22 protein-coding genes are annotated in these 16,774 nt (G+C 42.4%); 2 read left to right on the top strand and 20 right to left on the bottom strand.

The window, feature by feature from the left end; all coding sequences use genetic code 11:
• Window positions 1-1,150 precede the first annotated feature (1,150 nt).
• Both P3339_RS08325 and P3339_RS08320 read left to right on the top strand, forming a co-directional pair.
• Entirely contained in the window at window positions 1,151-2,374 is a 1,224-nt protein-coding gene (locus tag P3339_RS08325) for a polymorphic toxin type 44 domain-containing protein (protein WP_282953020.1), read from the top strand.
• Window positions 2,375-4,030: 1,656 nt separating this feature from the next.
• On the top strand, window positions 4,031-4,858 hold the full coding sequence (locus tag P3339_RS08320) for a hypothetical protein (RefSeq protein ID WP_282953019.1): 828 nt from the start codon (window positions 4,031-4,033) through the stop codon (window positions 4,856-4,858).
• Between the two features lie 127 nt (window positions 4,859-4,985).
• On the opposite strand, the gene P3339_RS08315 is transcribed toward P3339_RS08320, so the two are convergent.
• The 20 genes from P3339_RS08315 to P3339_RS08220 all read right to left on the bottom strand — a co-directional run bounded on the left by P3339_RS08315 (window position 4,986) and on the right by P3339_RS08220 (window position 16,462).
• Window positions 4,986-5,342, bottom strand: a complete 357-nt coding sequence (locus P3339_RS08315) for a GmrSD restriction endonuclease domain-containing protein (RefSeq protein ID WP_282953018.1) — start codon at window positions 5,340-5,342, stop codon at window positions 4,986-4,988.
• 182 nt (window positions 5,343-5,524) lie between these two features.
• On the bottom strand, window positions 5,525-5,878 hold the full coding sequence (locus tag P3339_RS08310; protein ID WP_282953017.1) for a hypothetical protein: 354 nt from the start codon (window positions 5,876-5,878) through the stop codon (window positions 5,525-5,527).
• A gap of 422 nt (window positions 5,879-6,300) precedes the next feature.
• On the bottom strand, window positions 6,301-6,714 hold the full coding sequence (locus P3339_RS08305; protein ID WP_020413310.1) for a hypothetical protein: 414 nt from the start codon (window positions 6,712-6,714) through the stop codon (window positions 6,301-6,303).
• A gap of 37 nt (window positions 6,715-6,751) precedes the next feature.
• Window positions 6,752-7,594 (bottom strand): IS3 family transposase, encoded by an 843-nt coding sequence (locus tag P3339_RS08300; RefSeq protein ID WP_282953567.1) that lies wholly within the window; start codon window positions 7,592-7,594, stop codon window positions 6,752-6,754.
• An 11-nt stretch (window positions 7,595-7,605) separates the two neighbouring features.
• Complete coding sequence (locus tag P3339_RS08295; protein ID WP_282953016.1) at window positions 7,606-7,914, bottom strand: transposase; 309 nt, start codon at window positions 7,912-7,914, stop codon at window positions 7,606-7,608.
• A gap of 140 nt (window positions 7,915-8,054) precedes the next feature.
• Window positions 8,055-8,309: a hypothetical protein gene (locus P3339_RS08290; protein ID WP_282953015.1), complete on the bottom strand. Its 255-nt coding sequence runs from the start codon at window positions 8,307-8,309 to the stop codon at window positions 8,055-8,057.
• A gap of 99 nt (window positions 8,310-8,408) precedes the next feature.
• Window positions 8,409-8,645 (bottom strand): hypothetical protein, encoded by a 237-nt coding sequence (locus P3339_RS08285; RefSeq protein ID WP_282953014.1) that lies wholly within the window; start codon window positions 8,643-8,645, stop codon window positions 8,409-8,411.
• Window positions 8,646-8,896: 251 nt separating this feature from the next.
• Window positions 8,897-9,148 (bottom strand): hypothetical protein, encoded by a 252-nt coding sequence (locus tag P3339_RS08280; RefSeq protein ID WP_282953013.1) that lies wholly within the window; start codon window positions 9,146-9,148, stop codon window positions 8,897-8,899.
• A 108-nt stretch (window positions 9,149-9,256) separates the two neighbouring features.
• The gene (locus P3339_RS08275; protein WP_282953012.1) at window positions 9,257-9,661 is read right to left on the bottom strand and encodes a hypothetical protein; all 405 of its coding nucleotides are present in this window, start codon (window positions 9,659-9,661) and stop codon (window positions 9,257-9,259) included.
• A 1,145-nt stretch (window positions 9,662-10,806) separates the two neighbouring features.
• Entirely contained in the window at window positions 10,807-11,091 is a 285-nt protein-coding gene (locus tag P3339_RS08270; RefSeq protein WP_282953011.1) for a hypothetical protein, read from the bottom strand.
• A gap of 90 nt (window positions 11,092-11,181) precedes the next feature.
• Entirely contained in the window at window positions 11,182-11,502 is a 321-nt protein-coding gene (locus P3339_RS08265) for a hypothetical protein (protein ID WP_282953010.1), read from the bottom strand.
• 130 nt (window positions 11,503-11,632) lie between these two features.
• Window positions 11,633-12,010 (bottom strand): hypothetical protein, encoded by a 378-nt coding sequence (locus tag P3339_RS08260; protein WP_282953009.1) that lies wholly within the window; start codon window positions 12,008-12,010, stop codon window positions 11,633-11,635.
• Between the two features lie 89 nt (window positions 12,011-12,099).
• Entirely contained in the window at window positions 12,100-12,417 is a 318-nt protein-coding gene (locus P3339_RS08255; protein WP_282953008.1) for a hypothetical protein, read from the bottom strand.
• Between the two features lie 38 nt (window positions 12,418-12,455).
• A complete protein-coding gene (locus P3339_RS08250) occupies window positions 12,456-12,860 on the bottom strand; it encodes a hypothetical protein (protein ID WP_282953007.1) in 405 nt (134 codons plus the stop codon).
• A 436-nt stretch (window positions 12,861-13,296) separates the two neighbouring features.
• A complete protein-coding gene (locus P3339_RS08245; protein WP_282953006.1) occupies window positions 13,297-13,701 on the bottom strand; it encodes a hypothetical protein in 405 nt (134 codons plus the stop codon).
• 86 nt (window positions 13,702-13,787) lie between these two features.
• The gene (locus P3339_RS08240; protein WP_282953005.1) at window positions 13,788-14,153 is read right to left on the bottom strand and encodes a hypothetical protein; all 366 of its coding nucleotides are present in this window, start codon (window positions 14,151-14,153) and stop codon (window positions 13,788-13,790) included.
• A gap of 157 nt (window positions 14,154-14,310) precedes the next feature.
• Window positions 14,311-14,598 carry a hypothetical protein gene (locus P3339_RS08235; RefSeq protein WP_282953004.1) on the bottom strand — a complete coding sequence of 96 codons (288 nt, stop codon included), beginning with the start codon at window positions 14,596-14,598 and terminating at the stop codon, window positions 14,311-14,313.
• A 75-nt stretch (window positions 14,599-14,673) separates the two neighbouring features.
• Window positions 14,674-15,417: a lysozyme inhibitor LprI family protein gene (locus P3339_RS08230; protein WP_282953003.1), complete on the bottom strand. Its 744-nt coding sequence runs from the start codon at window positions 15,415-15,417 to the stop codon at window positions 14,674-14,676.
• Window positions 15,418-15,507: 90 nt separating this feature from the next.
• Window positions 15,508-16,017, bottom strand: a complete 510-nt coding sequence (locus P3339_RS08225) for a hypothetical protein (protein WP_282953002.1) — start codon at window positions 16,015-16,017, stop codon at window positions 15,508-15,510.
• 151 nt (window positions 16,018-16,168) lie between these two features.
• Window positions 16,169-16,462, bottom strand: a complete 294-nt coding sequence (locus P3339_RS08220; RefSeq protein ID WP_282953001.1) for a hypothetical protein — start codon at window positions 16,460-16,462, stop codon at window positions 16,169-16,171.
• Between the last annotated feature and the right edge of the window lie 312 nt (window positions 16,463-16,774).

Genomic DNA, 16,774 nt, shown 5'->3' with positions numbered 1-16,774 from the left:
ATAAAAAAAGTACTTCCTCATCTCTCACCCCACTAAGAAGCAGTTAAATTTATAACTATGTCCTAAAGAGGTTCATATATCGCTTTATCTTCTCTTCAATTTTCACCAAAAGCCAAATCTCTTTAATGTAACGCAAAACAAGCACATATACGACAGCAGGCTTAAGGGCCGGCATTCTCGCTGCTATCGACCTTTTTGGGAAGCCTCAAAAACTAGTGAGTTAGAATTTTTATGGTGGGGTGAAGAAGTGACCCTTGCAGACTGTCACCAAAAGATAAAACCTGGCGCGCTTCCCATTTAGCCACAGAGACTCCAGGCCCCAAACTGAGTTGGATGAGCGTATTGAGTAACGTAGTGGACGCAACCAATTCTTATATCCCTATCACTCACAATGCTTGGGGCAAAATACCTTGAGAATACATGCTGACCAGGCCCTGCCGGACGGAATTGGCTCACACAGGACTACCCCTTCAGGCCTATCACATGTTTTACTTCCTCCTTACTGGAAGACTTTCCCACTCTTGATCTAAACGCAATTACTCCCACGACTATCCTTCATTTTGCAAGTGCGATTTATAAGCAGGAACAGAAAATGAGTACCCCATGAAGGCCCTTTAAATTGCAAGATTCAAGCAGGTTTTAAAAATCCAACAACAATGATAGTAAACGTTTAAATCAACATTTCTTATAGCAATGCAAGAACCTAGGCTGATTCCCCCAGAGAGAATTCAAGCCCACACTGCTCCGCCTGTATCCTCAGCTTCCCATCCTACTAATAGTCTCATTCTCTCCAGGATAAAAAATGGTTGATATTTGTCATTGCCTAACATCAATTTTTCAACTCTTATCTTCCATCTATGATTTCCAGATCAGTAAGCTGCTAAAAACCACCATACACATGTCACCACTAGAAATAACAGTTCCCTATGGTTGTTAAGTAACCAGCAAAAAAGCTCTAGCTAGCTCTAACCGTTAAATAATATCCACACAGTATGTGAGGCTCTTAAAGAGCCTATCAATATGCACTCCTAACAACCATGCATATGAAAATGGTCACTTTTGACAGTTGTGCACCAAAAGTCACCCTGATAATCTTCGATTGTCAATATTTATTGGCCAATAACGATAACTTTAAATAGGTAATTGATTGATGTATTTGTCAAGATTTATTTCTGGCTTACTATTGATTGGGGGGTTAGCTGGTAGTAAAGCTTTCGCCTCTGACAGTATGGACTGTGTGGTTATTGAAAAAAATGACCTAGTCCAGGTTGAACTAAATAAATCCAATTCTTATCAGAACTGCTTTTCTCTAGATAAAATCCCTTCTTCAACACCAGTTGACATAGTCTCCTTTGCTTTTGATGATACTAAGAATAAATTATCTGTATATGAGGTAGGGTCTTCCAATACCAAGCAACTAGTCGTAAATTCAATCTCAGGTACTGATACTGTTAACGCAATTTCGTTAAATACACATAATAAATCTCTCATTGTCGAAATTGCTCCAACCATAAAATTAACTTCTAACAAAGATGTTGACATTACATACCTTATGGTAAATGGAAGAGCCCAGGTTATTGTAAAGATTTACGACGTTAAATCACAAACCAGCTCAGGAGGCAGCTCAGGAGGTGGAACCACAATTCCTCCTATTGATCCGGGTGGCTGTGACAGCGTCATGTGTAGAGAACCCGTATTTTTCATGGCAACCTCAAGCTCTGCTCAAGCATGCACTGCAAGTCAGAAGGCCCCAAATCCGCCATCAAATTTTGATATCAATAAGCACTTGAAGCAATTCAAGAGAGCAGGCATCGCAGCAAGCAAACTCCCTGGAGGGAAAGTCACGTTAAGTGCGGCGGTTATGGCTAGCATGTTTGCACCTAATCGAACCTATGACCTTAAAAACAACCCGAATTACAATGCAGACCAAGAGTTTGGGAATTGGTTTTATGGAGCTGCCGCTCATCAAATGGGCTTTACTGAACAGGAAGCACTTACCGCTGGAGCAGTAGTACAACAGTGGCAAAACTATAATAACTCAAACCACCCCGACGCTAATGATATTGGAAAATTAGTGGGAAATATTGCTCATGCGCTCGCAACCGGAGAAGGGGACAACCATGATGATGCGGCACCAATTAAGGGCGGGCATAGTTATAGTAAAGATATATATGAGAATGATGCTAACGCCGATAGCAACTCTGACTCTTGCAGTCCGAACAAAACTGTAAACTCACCTACTACAGCTGCTCCAGGCTATGGTATTGGTGGTCTAGGGTATGGTGGAGGTTGGAGCGGAGGCGGTATGTATTTCGGATCTGGTGGCTGCTGGGGTAGCTGTAGTAGAACTGTAATCATTGTAGAATCGCTTTAAAATACTTTGAGGCCTGTCAATCCAAGGTAGGCCTCACTTATAAGTGAATATCACTATGATAAAAATTTTCTTGACCGCAATTATTTACTTCACATTCCTTATGATTTTCCCCTTTACTGGGTATGATTTTTTCTGGAAATACTCTCCATCCCTGCTTAATATATTTCTATTCTTTGTAATAATTTTTTCAATCTACTTTACGATACTGAAACAGTGGAAAGTCTCATTTAGAGAAAAAGTTAAATATAGCGTATTATTTTTGGCAATATCTACGATTTATTATTTTTCAGTAGAAAAAAATCATCATACGAAATAAACCCAAGCACTTATTATACTTTTGATAGATTTGATGGAGGGGCCTTTACTTCTTCCACTCTATCTAATCTTATCAGACTAGACAGAGTAGCATTAATTCTCGCAAAAAAAACTGTGATAAAAACATACGAGAATATTAAAAAAGAAAAGATTAAATCCGTAGAGGGGGGCCATTTAATAATAGAATTAGAAGACTACTCTGGAAAGATTGAATCTGATCAAATTGAAGTTAACAATCTAAAAGGTAATGTTCAATGAACGGCGTCAACCTCCTCAAATGAAGGAGGAAGCCTCATAAACCTTACGGTCTAGCAAGTACTCAAGACTGAAGATAATCATTGCAATGTGTGCAAAGCAGTTGACCCTACTCTTCCAGGAGAGTCAATATCTGAGTTGACTCTTCCGGCGAGAACTTCAGTCCATATTTCTCCACTATCGCCATAAACCGCTGCACAAAGATTGCCTGGACCGGTTCATACGGTGGCATCCACTCATCAGGGCCTGTGTTCCCCTTGCTCTGGTTCCGGCCGTCATCGACCAACCATAGATCCCAAAATCTTCTGCAAACATCTTTTTAGCTCTGTCTAGCAAACTAAACCACTGGACTGGTCAGCTCAGGAAAATGCGAGGGTGTGTTCAACAAATCAGACTGAAGAACTAGCCAATGTAGGTGTCTAGGCGCGCCCCTTTGTTGACCATGAAGCTCTCAATGCTGATGAAGGCAAATAGGGCTAAGTTAAACCGCCAGCATCCAAAGATGCTGAAGCAAAGGTTAGGAAAATAAATTTAACTTATGTCGAAATTTAGCTAAAAATTCTGTGCAACAGATACATCTTTTTATCTTAAGAATACATAAGGCAACAAAAACACACCCTAAATACTTTTAGTCAAAACTGGCAAAAGTATTTATTATCCCTTTTTTGACTATCCATTAAAAGCAAGAGAGTTTTATGGTTCAACCGCACCAAAAATAGACCGCCTCTTAATTGATAGATATTTGAAACACTGGTAGCATCAGCTGCCAAAGAATCTTAAGAAGAAGTGTACCGAAATAATTTATAAGGTAAATACAACATCAACGAATACGCATAATGTTATAACTACAAAGTGTAGCCCCCATGCAAATCAAAATAGCTGACATAATTCTGCGCACATCGACACTTATAGGCTTAACTACCTAGGAGTAATACATCTGGAGCCCACACACTGTGAACCTCAGGTAAAATATTGTCGAAATGCTTAGAAGTGGTTGAATTTTTGATGCGAAGGCTCATTTTTATGTAATCCAGGCTGCCTCTGGAACAGAACCATTCAACCAGTAGTTTATTAAGGATATTTAACGTGATCGCTAGACTTTTGACTTTCTTAGCTCTTATTTTTTCTGGCAGCACTAGTGCACAAATAATAATAATGCCCCCAGAACTTTATGAACCAAACGTATATTGGTGCAACAACTGTGAAAGCTATCAAAATAAAGCTAACGAGGTAGCACTCGACAACTGGCGTAAGAAATACTACATAATTGACACTAACAATGACGTTATTAAAGCATACATAGGTGTGAACTCAAGCGGATCGAGCATGGAGCCAGACGCTGCAATAGGGCAACCATCTAGTGTAGATAGCGAATTTGAGAATCTTTTTGACAACTTAATGATTGCCTATATAGATTTATCTACAACAGACCCAATACAAATTCCAGCTGAAATTGGAAATAGCGCCTGGGACATGTCAGGAAAAAGTAAGACTAGAAATGATATCGCAGATTATTTATCTGAAAACATTGGCCTAAGAAATAAAATAGGTAACTATGCTACAGCTGCAACGGAAATTGCAGGAATAATCGAAGCAGAGATCACAGTAACAATCGTTTTTGTGGACGGATCATCTGCAAAATTCAAAATTTCTGAAATTAATAACAACCAAATAGAGTTTGAGTATATAGAAGGCAGCGCCAAAGACGCCAACAACAACTCTGTACCAACGACAGTTAAAGGATTCGCTGGAACTTTTGTACTTGAAACTCCTGAGCAAATAAATGAATTCCTGCAAGGATACAATAATTGGGGAGGAAATATGCCAGGCCTGGAAGGGTGCAAGAAAGCTGACGTCACTTGCGAAGTAATAGGTGACGAGGTCAGGTGTGTTGCAAAAAGCGTAAGCTGTTAATACCACCACCCATTGATAATGGTGCTCTCGAGTAACATTCCTAACCAAACCGCCATATTAAACGATCCTGTTTTGACATAGCTCTAAGAACCAAGGCTGACTACGATCTCTTAGAGCTATGGCTACCCTACTCTTCCAGAAGTGCCAATATCTGAGTTGACTCTTCCGGCGAGAACTTCAGTCCATATTTCTCCACTATCGCCATAAACCGCTGCACAAAGATTACCTGGACCGGTTCATAAGGTAGCATCCACTCATAGGGACCCTTATCGCCCTTGGTTTGGTTCCGGTCGTCATCGACTAGCCATAGATTCTCAGGGTCTTCTGCAAATTGACGCTTCAGCTTAACAGTCCAATTGGCACCATCATGCTCATGTGCCCAAGACAACGGCACGATGTGCTCAACATCTAAGTCGGACGCCAGACTATAGAATTGACCTGTATAAGGGTCCAACCACAGGCCTGTATCTACAGCGCTTAGCATTGGTGAAGGTTACAGGTGCCAAGGAGAACTGAACTAGGAGCTCATGGTGTGTGCTCTGACAATTACCGTCAGAGTCAGACCAGCGTGGCAGCCAGATAAAACGGTAGAATCAGGTGCATGACGACCCCTCATTGTTGCTTTAAGGGATCGCACAGGAGGTAGATTAGGAGAACAAACACAGGTTATTGCACATTAGACAAGCGCACGGCATTTATTTTTGGGCGACCACTTAAGCAGCCACTAATACTCAAGCCTACTTGTTTACCGGCCATAAAAGCTGCAAGTAAAGTTGACAGTTTAGCCTCGCTTCCTGAATCGTTTAAGAGATCAATACGGTATGAACTGCTACTACCACAGTTCTCAGGGTCTATAGCCGGCGTGCTCATCCGTACATCAACAAAGGGAGTCCAGGGAGCAATGTACGTGATCTCAGACACTGGCACTTCGGCACTAAGCGCATTGTTTGAAATAGAAAAAAAGCACAAAGAAAATATATTTTTTTCATATTCTAATCTAAATAATAAATAATAAGGCATCTAAAAAAGTGCCATGTTATCTACCTTGCATGCTAAATCCATTAAATCAAATAGTTTATATCTCTGATTAAAGCCAAGCACATGGCAGAATCATAATCACTCTTTTGCTGGTCGATATTTTGACCGCTGTCGACCAATTTGAGAACCCCTATAATAGAATTTTAGTGGCAGATTAGAGGGATTGCTTAAGATGCCTGTCACTATTTGTCAAAATTTATACTTATCTTAGATTCCGCTGATGAAGCCTAAGCAGCAACCACTCTATTATTTTGAGGAAACGTACAGAAATCCAACTGTAGGAACAAACACAACCTGTCACAGCAATAACGCTAAGTTAACCGACGCACGGTGTGAAGCACGCTTTTGCGCGTCCCACGGAGACCGCTTGCGGACGTAGTGTAGTTGAACATTTTGTTAAGTGCTTACTCCGAAACTCTATTAATATCACAGTTAGCCCTGATCATTTTGCTTTTTAAATTAGGCTCTCCCTTTCTTGAAACCCACATGTGCCCAGTAGTGGATATCTGTGGAATCATGAAGCGCTGCATACAACCAGGCATGTATTCGTGCCAGTGGAGCATGAACTTGACACTGGTCGAGCCGCTAATAGGAAACTTCTCATACCAAGGGGCGCGACAACCTTTTATGGTCTCGTATTCGCCCAAAATAGCATAACTGTGGGCCATGCCGATATTTTCACCTTGTGCTGTTTCATGAAAGTAGCCCTTCACACGAAAACTTGTCTCACCTTCAATCGGTGTACACTCAAACTCTACCCTAGCCCCTGCAACAGATGATGAAGACCAAATTAGTAACAAGAAGATGAGAAGTCTCATAGGCACTGGTCTTGCCCACAAAAAGTAGACACTCTAACTATGCGTATTTTCGCTCATACTCTGCTGGACTTACATAGCCTAATGCAGAGTGCCTACGAACCCTATTGTAGAAAATCTCAATGTATTCAAACACCTCAGATTTTGCTTGCTCTTCGCTTTCGAATGTTCCGGCATAGACCAGCTCGACTTTTAATCTGCTAAAGAATGATTCCATTGCCGCATCATCCCAACAGTTAGCCTGGCGACTCATACTCGGCTTGCACTTGCTTTCGGACAAGAGATCCTGGTATTTCTGCGATCGATATTGCATACCCCTGTCAGAGTGAACTATTAGTCCAGGCTTTATTTGTCGTCGCTCTAGAGCCATTTTCAATGCTCGACGTGTCAATTCATCCGTCATCTGGGAGTCGAATGCCCAACCTACAATACGTCGAGAGTACAGATCCATAACTACCGCGAGGTACAACCACCGCTCCAGAACCCAGATATACGTAATGTCACTTGTCCAGCGGCAATTTGGTCGATCCACATCAAAGCAACGCTTAAGTAAGTTGGCGGAGACATTAATGCTCCCCTCTACGGGCTGACTATATCGAAAGCCTTTGCCGTTTCTCGCTTTAATATGCTCCTGATGCATAAGCTTAGCGACGTAGTTCCGTGAACATGGCTCACCTAACTCTCGAAGCTCGCAAGCGATTCTAGGCGCTCCATAACGACCTTTAAACGCAGTAAACGTCTCTCGGATTTTATCGATTGTTCGTATCTTTCTAATCGTGCGAGAAGGTGGCAACCGCCCTCGCCATCGATAATAACCCGATCTTGAGACTTCTAAACACCGACACATCAAGCTAACCGGGAATGACCCCACATGCTCTTGTATCAGTGCGTACTTTACTCTTGGTGGTTCGCAAAGTACGCAGCTGCCTTTTTTAGAAATTCAACCTCCTGACGTGCTTCATGCAGTTCCTTCTTGAGCTTGCGAACTTCAGTGCTTTCCTGCTTGGAATAGTTGACGCCGTCTAAACTATTGAACTGCTTATCAGACAGTCGATTAAATTGACGACGCCAGTTGTAGATCTGCTGTGCGCTGACGCCTAGCTCTCGTGCCACGGAGGCCGTTGTTGCTCCAGGCTTTTCTGCTCTCTTAACTGCTTCTCTACGGAACTCCTCCGTATACGCCTGAGTTATTTTCTTACCCATGATACACCTCCGTGTTAGGCCTAAACCTAACTATACAGGGTGTCTACTAAACGTGGGTAAGTCTTAACGCTAACGCCACAAGCAAAGGCGCGCATTAGCGCGTCCAGCCCGCAGGGCGGTTTTTCCTTGCCTTGTTAAATTTAGGGCCTGCATTCTAGCCATACTCTTTCACCAGGGTGATGCTCCGCTATTGTTGTAAGGGCCTCGTTCAGTTCTTCTTCATTTACTGGATCAATTTCATAGCTGAAGTTTGTAATATCAAGCTTCATTTCTCGATAGCTATCTATCTCAGATGCACTCAAAACGTTGCAGCCAATCCAAACAGGGTACTTACCTGTTTTAATTACTGCTTCAAGCTCTCTAAACCCTTCTTTTGTAGTTGCAAATATGACCATGCGAATTTAATGCCAGGTTTAGCGGCCGCGGCAAGCGTAGCTTGACGAGGTCCGATGGAGGCCGCAGGCTGGAACATACTGCAACCTCTTGTTCTACATTTACTGGATAATATCTGGGCAGTACAGGTTTTCTGCGCCAGCAATTCCGCCCATAACTTTTACCCAATATCTATTAGAATTAAAATCAATAATGATTTCATAACTATATACATCGCTTATTACTGGATTTGACGGAATGTAATAGTTGTAAACAACATGATCTCTACTGATTTTCTGCCAGGGTATTTCATCGATTTTGTTTAGATCTTTAACCGTAAATTCTCCTGTACTACTCATATTTTCTTAGATGAGTGATGAAATCAATTCTGGAATATTAGCTTCGTGACCCTGCTTAACAAATTGGATCTCTGACTGCACTGCAGAACTAATAAGAAAAATCAACATGGTCAGTGGTACTCGTATCATATTTGTAGATCGCCAATGTAAACGGCGAGCGACGCAAGAGCGAGTCCAGCGGGATGCCGAAGACATGTAGCGGTGTTTAACATTTTTGTTAAATGTTTTTGTCATGCACTTTAAAGTTAGCATTAGCAACCGCCACCATCTCCGCCTCCACAACCCCCATCACCACCAAAAAATCCACCACCGCTATCTCCACTGTGACCACCACGACCACTATCCGGACCTAAAAGAAAAACAAATTTGATTAGCAGTAGAATTAGAAATACGCCTACTAAAATTGGCAAGATCGTACTTTGAAATACACTTTCTGATTGAAGGTCGGTGTAGTGCCATGAAGCAACTAAACCTAAAATAAATACTATCCATGAAAACATCATTTTAATCCTGAATGACATTTAACGCCGGCCACAGCGGCTGGCAAAACTGGCGATTTTTGTGCGCAAGCATAAAAAGTGACAGGTTTGACAGTCCGCTGCTGGCCCTTGTTAAGTGCTGAACTCATTTGGGTAACTACTTGTTAAATAGTTCATTGGAGGGTTATCAATACCAATTACATGCTCGGGTTTGAACCAAAGCTTACAGCCCGGCTCTAGATAGCCACTACCCGGCTCGATACAACTTGGTTCGTTATCAAGGATGCCTAAATAATGACCTTTTGTCTTTTTAAGGACAATAACCCACATCCGCTCTCCTGAGACTTGAACCGATCCATCTCCGTCTTGAGTTTCAATATCGAAAGCAAGCTTCGCAGCTTGCCCTCGCTTTAAGTTGAAACGATCTTCTTTAGATGGAATCTCGAAAGTTTCAGGGTTCTTCTGTTGCTCGAACTCAACGTTTCGGATTTCCCAAAAGTGCTCTTCTATGTTTGGTAATACGGGATCATCCCACACTTTCTCGATTCCTCCGCGCACTTAACGCCGTGCTAAGCGGCTGATTTTGTTGATTTGAATTTGTGCTATTCAAGCACAAATTTGATGCAATGAAAATGAGTCCGCCTTGAGCGCCTTGTTATGCGCATTTAGTAATGGTTATCTGGGTGGTTTCTTGCTGCTTAAGATTTGTTTCCACTTTCTTAAACCATGCTCACCCACAATAAGAAGGCTAAAGACTGTCACTACGATAATCCATTTGGGCATAGAGAGTGCTATGACTGCGTTGCTTACAATTAAGGTCGGTATGATAATGAAAATAATCCAATAAAGGGGTGTGATGTGCTTTTCATTCATTGTGCGAGTATTTTAGTTTAGAAGAGGGCGGAGTTTCATTGCACATAACGCCTGCGACTGCGGAAACCGGCGATTTTAGACGCGAAGCGCCGTCCCGGTTGTCCGACAGCATGCGTTTGTTAACTGTGGTGCACGTCACTACACACGCCTTTCGTTATTAGGAACACAGCGCCCCAATAAATCAACAAATAGAACGTTGTAAATAAAAACCTACCTAATTTTGTTGGTAGAAGCCCTATATCTTTTTGGAACCCGAACAATTCGTCTGTTGCTATGAGTCCAGGAGAGAGATATAGCATCTCAACCAGCTGACCAATATTACTTATTACCTCAGAATCGCTTCGCCCCACCATTAGAAGGGTAAACGGTAAAGCAATAATAACTACGGACACCCAAATATGTTTATTCATAGCGTACAGTTAACGCCGCCGGCAGGGGCAGCTTACTAGCTTAATGCCGACTCCGCTCACTACTGCAACAATACCAAATTAGCCGAGTTACTGGAGTGCAAGTTTTGGCCAAAAATCGATTTCTTCCGTAAAAATGGGATGCCATATATAAATTAGCGATATATTTCCCGGAAGCAAGAGAGCTTTGTAAGCCGGCATACCTCCGCCATACACGTTCCAATTTATAAAAAATGCTACTAGGCCGACAAGTAAACCAACCAGTTCTGAAATAGAAGCGACAGCCATAGTGCTGAATTTATTCATATTGCCCAATAATGCAGTGCGCACAGGCGAGCGAAACGCAGTGTAGCAAGTCCAGCCGCGTAGCGGCGATTGTGCCACACCTTGTTATGAGTGAGCTCACTCATAAGTTTTGCCTGCATGTATTATTTGTGCCGCCCGTAGCCATGCGTTGCCTTGCTCATTGCTTGCTTCTGAGTCCTCGGCGTAAGCAACAGCACTTTCAAGAAAACCTTCGATAGTAATATTTTGCCAACCTAAAGACCCAGCACTATATGGAGACGATGGGCTTTTCTTTTCAATTTGAATTTCTCTCTCGCGGTCTTTCATTAGCGCAGTGAGAAACTGTAAAAAAGTTTTCTCGTCATGAACTTTTTCGATGAGATCAAATAAATCGGTTTCCATACTCTCTTTTACTCATAACGCCTTTAGCAGTGGCAGGCAAAGCGCAGCTTTGACTGTCCAGCCCCGAAGGAGCGATGTTGCCTAAACTCTTTATAAGCTGATTTCACTAGGTATTTCACTAAAAAACTCAAATTCATTTTCCATGCCCAAACCATTGCCTCCACCGATATACCTAACACCGACAGCCGTACCTTCTGGAGTATTTTCTATTTGAATGACGACACAAGGTACTTTTGTATTTGACTCCTCATCTAGTTGGAGTGCAAACAGAGGAAGACCTGTTTCGTAAGGCTCGCTGCCTGTTGGAACATAAAATGCTGCTCGGCCTTCCGATACGTCAGCTTTTGTAGCAGCCCTACCTGAAATACATGGCGTATCTTTCCAGTTGTTAATATCGATTGCTTCCCACATCACACTTTCCTCAGGCTTATAACATTGAGCTAACCGGCAGCCAGTGCGAAGCACGCTTTTGGCTGTCCGACGGAGGTCGCATGCGGCCGGAGTGTAGTTAAGCTTTTTGTTAGGCATGCTCTCTACTCAGCTACTGAACACGAGTAACACTCCCTTTATTTGGAAACATTAAATGCTTTGCACGCTTCGTGGTAATACCCCAATCGTCGGTTTCCCACCGCCTATCGCCTGCCTCGGTTAGAAATAGAATGGTACTCCAAGACTCAGAATTACTCCAAGTCTCTACCTTAACTAGGGCGTCGCTTATGGAGTAGTCACTTAAGCTATCTCCGTCTCGCTCACTTAGCAAAATGGTGCCGTCATTGATGAGAGATTCTATGATGTTGGTTACATCAATAGAACCGTGGTCCCACTTCTCAAACTCCCATTTTAGCTCTATCAGCGATGACTCCTCTGATGCATTTAGAGCGACAAGGAAGTAAGCATCTTGCTCGGTGATTATTTTCATATGATGCCTAACACCCCACACAGGGGCAGATAAATAAGCACAGCGTTTTGGTTGTCTCAGCGACCAACGGGAGCGATCGCTGCGGCTTATTATGTTTCATCGATGGGCTCAACTAACCATCGACCTTTATCTAAATATGCCACATAGCCGGGCTTTAGGTCTTTAAATCCAGCTATCCATGGAAATTTCGTAAACAAGCACCCCATACACACAATCATTCCGTCACTTGCATCTTCGGTGGTATTGCACATGAACTGCCAATCACCACCCTTCCAGTGGAGAACCTCAACAATGGGCTGCTCTCCGCTCATGACGAACTTGGTGGTAACTGCCCCTACATTGTCATCAAAATCGAATGGCCAGTCTTCTGGGCTGAAGGAATGTTTATGTGCTTCTACTTTATTCATGACAAAACATAACGCCTAGATCAGGTGCGCCGTGGGCGTCACCTGGATTTTTTGTTAGGTGAACATTGCTCCGTTGTTGCAAGCCCAAGATCTATATAAGCGATTATGTAACCGTATTCCTTCTTTGTTAGCTCACCAATAGTATATTTTTCCTTTACCAGTTTATGTGACCACTGACGACCACATGGTGCATTGGGAATCGTTGTATTAATTTCAAGCAAGTAGGTTTCGTTTATTTTATAGCCTTTTTTGACAGCTGCTTTAGCACACAAACTTAAAGAATACTCAACTGCATACTTATCAATAGTAGGATTACCAATAAACTCTATATCACATGCAAGTTTTCGATCTCCTTGTGAGTCAAAGTAATACAATTTACCAGTACTCGTGCATCCTGCCAGAAATAAGGCAATGACAATGAAAACTATTTTCAAATTTTTCAATGATATTCCTTGTTCACCTAACGCCCCGCACAGGGGCAGACAAATAAGCGCAGTGTTTTGGCTGTCCCTGCGACCAACGGGAGCGCCTGCTGCGGTTTGTTAACTACTTTGTATAAGAGCATATGGAATTAGAACTGTTGCAGCCAAGGCTCCCAGTAGGATGGGGATTAGGAAAACCCAAGCTATAGGCCGCCACCCGTCACTCCATATAATAGAACCCTCAAAATGGTTTATAGGTCCATAAGTTAAAACAATAAACAGTCCTAAATTCGTCCACACCCACAGCATTACCAGTAATGCCGTCGAGACAGGAGACCAACCTATAAAAGGAAGAAAAAAGGACACAACTAATAACCACCTGAATGGATAAAGCTTAAGTGCAACCTTTGTATAAAAATCAGTAAATAGTCTCATAGTACATACAACAGTTAACGCTTCAAACGGGGGCGCGCGGTAGCGCGTCCCGGCCCGAAGGGCCCTTGCTGCTTTGTCTTGTTAAGTGTTTACCCCAGCCCAGACCTACTACATATGATGAAAGCAACGCAAAACCGATGCTAAAAAACGCTAATGACTCAGCGTAGTCTTGATTGGCGTAAGCCATGGAGAGCGATAAAATCACTAGCGGCAGGCTTAAAATAACAGCACACGCTAATACGGCATAGATTGCTTGAACTCCATTTGCTTTTCCGTACCACAAGCCAACACAAATACCTGCAATTAGCCCAGACAAACAAATTGCATCTTGACCGGAATATGTTCCTGCCAATTTATAGAACCCAATAGTTCCTACCCCTATAAAGAGAAGCATCAATCCTAAAATTTTGAAAATGTGCTTGATCATGTTTTTACACTTAACGCCCGGCGTACAAGCAAAGCAGGTAGTGCTTTGTCCAACCACACGAAGTGTGGCGATTGTGCCGCCACTTGTTAAGTGTTGATGTACTGCCTGTACTCTTCATGGACATCATTGTCTATTTCCACACCTCTGTTACCGCCATACAGCCGGTCATTTTTATCTTTACGGGGCCCGGATATCCAATAGTGGTCACCAGACTCGACCTCGAAGTAATTTGCTTTAAAGCCACTACCTTTAAGGCTTTGAAATTTCATTCCTCGATAGTAAAGCGTTTTTCCTGACTTTGATAAGTAAACACGACCAATACGAGCCTCACCTTCTAGGCCGCCCGACTTATCTTCGATATACATTATTTTAGAGCGAGATAGCTTGAATTCTGAAGGAAGTTTCTCTCCCTCAAATTCTCGCTCTTCTTGCTTTCCTTGATGTCTACTCATGGATTTTACACATAACGCCGCCGACAGGGGCAGCTTACCTTATGCGTCTTTTGCGCGAAAATGGGTGCAAAGCGACCCACGCGAAAGGCGCATAAGGTAAGCTGCCCCGCGGAGGGCCGGAGGCCCAGAGCAAATTGCCCGACCTTGTTATGGAGCCCTACCACGAGACTTGATCCATGGCATTCCTGTACGAAGAAAGAGTTTTATAAGTAGCCACTTTAAGAGGTAGCTTTTGCCTCAATACCTGGTATAGGAATACTGGCACTAGCCAAAATACAAAGGTTATTCCCTGCACCACCAATCCGACAATTACTATTTCATTCTCGAAACCTTCGACTAGAAAGAAGAATAACACCAGTAAATTGATGCAACCCACTGCCCATAGAGCTCGGCGGGCATCCTTCACCAATACATCATCTACTACTTCTTTTTGTTTATTGCTCATAGTTGAAAAGCTTCATAACGCCCGCGTCATTTGCCGCAGCGAAGCGGAGGTCAAATGCACGCACTTGTTACGTTTTTATTCAGAACTAGCATAGATTTTTTCTAGTTCGACCACTCTCATTTCACTTAATCGGCGTTTACAGAATGCCATATGTAATCGGTAACCACTGAAGTTTTCAAGTCCGTCCATTTCATTTATAAGTGCACAGTGTGAATCCCTATATGAGCGCCACACAGCTGAGGTTGATTTAAAGCGTTCTATTAATTCGTTTCCATCGGCAGCTTTACTTAGTTTCTCAATAATCTCTGCGTCTAGAGCATCAATTCTTCTTTCAGCTATCATATTATGAGCCCAACCACATTGTGCCGCCCCCCATTTACCACCAGCATCGTCGCATGGATCGTAAATATTCAACTTAATGCACTTTATTAGAATCTCCTGATCTTTAATTGCCCTACATGACTGCCGATCAATCGAAAACGATTCTAAGTCACTCCCGCTCCATAAAAGTTCTCTGAGCTCTGCTGTGCGTTGCTTGTATGCCGAGATGCAACTCTTTTCATCTTTACATGCATCATTCCGCTTTTTAATCCAGCTAATCTGCTCTTTCTTAATCTCCAACGACTTTTGCCCTGCAAATGTCGACATGACAGACTTATAGACAGCTGATAGATTTTCATCATAAGATCCAAGTCGCCTATTAGAACAGATCAATAATTCAGAACTGGTAGAAGCCTTCTCACAATCAAAGCTTGTGGCAAAAATATCAGGTGAGCCAACAATCAAAAAAGCAATTAATGTAAAGAAACTAATTTTCATTAAATATCCTTATCGCACGTAACGTCTCAAACACCGGCATGGTGAAGTTGGCGGCTTTTTTGGAACAAAAAAGGGGACAGCTTTGACTTGTTAACCATTGCCCTCATACCTTAGCCAAGTGCTACCAAGAACAATGGAATCGAACTTGATACCTTTTTCTGTAACTTCCATTTCATAAGGCGGATCTACAGCTGTGGCTGATATTTTCTTGCCCGATAATGAAAAAAGGAAGCATTCTAACTCACCAGTTTCAAGCACATACTCTTTATGCCTACTTAAACCCCAAAAGAGGCACATATTCTCAATACCTATGAGTTTGCTGTCTCTTGTAGATACCCGGGCACTAATGGAGCCACAACCTAAGAACAAAATACCTGTTTCAGGCACGTACAACACTTCCTGAGATACACCCGATGAGCACGACTCCCAGAAAACATAAATAGTCAGATAATCATTGAAGGTAATGGTAGATAAAGTGTTATTTTCAGAGTTACTTGACTCAATAAATATATCTTTATCTCGGCACCAACTGGGATCGGAGCACTCTTCATGCTCTATCTTGATTTCTGCGTCATTTATTGTGATTTTGCTCGATATCATTTTTTATGGTTAACGCCCGGCTTAGGGGCGGACTTGGAGTTCTTTGTGATGTGCTAGCCTAGCGATAAGCACATAAGCAAACAACGGAAAGGCCGACCCAGCCATGCGTCTTTTTACATGGCGACTACAGCCGTTTGTTAAGCGATGCCACCTAAACACCAAAATAGCTACTTACAGCTGCTGTTAATAACAGCAAGCCAAAGAATACAAACATATTTTTAGCAGCCTTACACCTATAAATCTTACCTTTTTCATTCAACCCTCTTGGTACCCACAGAGAGTTAAAAAAGTTAAACCTTACAAATGAACTCTGATTAGTTACATCCTTATTTCTATTTACAGATGCTTTAAACATAAAATAAATACCTTTAAAAAAGCACAACCCACCAATTACTATCGTAACGGCTAGCAAAATGGTTGAAATGACGGCTCCAGCTAATTCCATAGTTTACCGCTTAACAGTTTATTAATGAGCCAATGGCTAACTATCCATTTGGCCACTATTTCTGGGAGGGAGCTTCCAAGCTCCACAGAAAAGCCTATACATACAGCAGGTTATAAATTTTTGTCTAAATAGTAACCAGAGATAGTGAGCCATTGGCTCAAGTCGCCTGGCTCGCCCCCCGCTCTTGAACACATTTTACCCATAATTAAATCAATAAGTTAGGGGGAATTTCTGAAGATGTAAGCCATGGCTCTATAATTCGAGCTTTCGCACCGGCGGTAGGCCCTCTCCACTACTGAAAACCACAGCTAG

The sequence above is a fragment of the Microbulbifer sp. MLAF003 genome, from assembly GCF_030012965.1.
Taxonomy (GTDB): domain Bacteria; phylum Pseudomonadota; class Gammaproteobacteria; order Pseudomonadales; family Cellvibrionaceae; genus Microbulbifer; species Microbulbifer variabilis.
This window is presented reverse-complemented; position numbering and strand designations above follow the sequence as displayed.

Bases quoted from the DNA above. Each gene is read 5' to 3' on its own strand.
- P3339_RS08325 (WP_282953020.1), top strand. From the start codon at position 1,151: ATGTATTTGTCAAGATTTATTTCTGGCTTACTATTGATTGGGGGGTTA.
- P3339_RS08315 (WP_282953018.1), bottom strand. From the start codon at position 5,342: ATGCTAAGCGCTGTAGATACAGGCCTGTGGTTGGACCCTTATACAGGT.
- P3339_RS08310 (WP_282953017.1), bottom strand. From the start codon at position 5,878: ATGCCTTATTATTTATTATTTAGATTAGAATATGAAAAAAATATATTT.
- P3339_RS08305 (WP_020413310.1), bottom strand. From the start codon at position 6,714: ATGAGACTTCTCATCTTCTTGTTACTAATTTGGTCTTCATCATCTGTT.
- P3339_RS08295 (WP_282953016.1), bottom strand. From the start codon at position 7,914: ATGGGTAAGAAAATAACTCAGGCGTATACGGAGGAGTTCCGTAGAGAA.
- P3339_RS08290 (WP_282953015.1), bottom strand. From the start codon at position 8,309: ATGGTCATATTTGCAACTACAAAAGAAGGGTTTAGAGAGCTTGAAGCA.
- P3339_RS08285 (WP_282953014.1), bottom strand. From the start codon at position 8,645: ATGAGTAGTACAGGAGAATTTACGGTTAAAGATCTAAACAAAATCGAT.
- P3339_RS08280 (WP_282953013.1), bottom strand. From the start codon at position 9,148: ATGATGTTTTCATGGATAGTATTTATTTTAGGTTTAGTTGCTTCATGG.
- P3339_RS08270 (WP_282953011.1), bottom strand. From the start codon at position 11,091: ATGGAAACCGATTTATTTGATCTCATCGAAAAAGTTCATGACGAGAAA.
- P3339_RS08265 (WP_282953010.1), bottom strand. From the start codon at position 11,502: ATGTGGGAAGCAATCGATATTAACAACTGGAAAGATACGCCATGTATT.
- P3339_RS08260 (WP_282953009.1), bottom strand. From the start codon at position 12,010: ATGAAAATAATCACCGAGCAAGATGCTTACTTCCTTGTCGCTCTAAAT.
- P3339_RS08255 (WP_282953008.1), bottom strand. From the start codon at position 12,417: ATGAATAAAGTAGAAGCACATAAACATTCCTTCAGCCCAGAAGACTGG.
- P3339_RS08245 (WP_282953006.1), bottom strand. From the start codon at position 13,701: ATGATCAAGCACATTTTCAAAATTTTAGGATTGATGCTTCTCTTTATA.
- P3339_RS08240 (WP_282953005.1), bottom strand. From the start codon at position 14,153: ATGAGTAGACATCAAGGAAAGCAAGAAGAGCGAGAATTTGAGGGAGAG.
- P3339_RS08235 (WP_282953004.1), bottom strand. From the start codon at position 14,598: ATGAGCAATAAACAAAAAGAAGTAGTAGATGATGTATTGGTGAAGGAT.
- P3339_RS08230 (WP_282953003.1), bottom strand. From the start codon at position 15,417: ATGAAAATTAGTTTCTTTACATTAATTGCTTTTTTGATTGTTGGCTCA.
- P3339_RS08225 (WP_282953002.1), bottom strand. From the start codon at position 16,017: ATGATATCGAGCAAAATCACAATAAATGACGCAGAAATCAAGATAGAG.
- P3339_RS08220 (WP_282953001.1), bottom strand. From the start codon at position 16,462: ATGGAATTAGCTGGAGCCGTCATTTCAACCATTTTGCTAGCCGTTACG.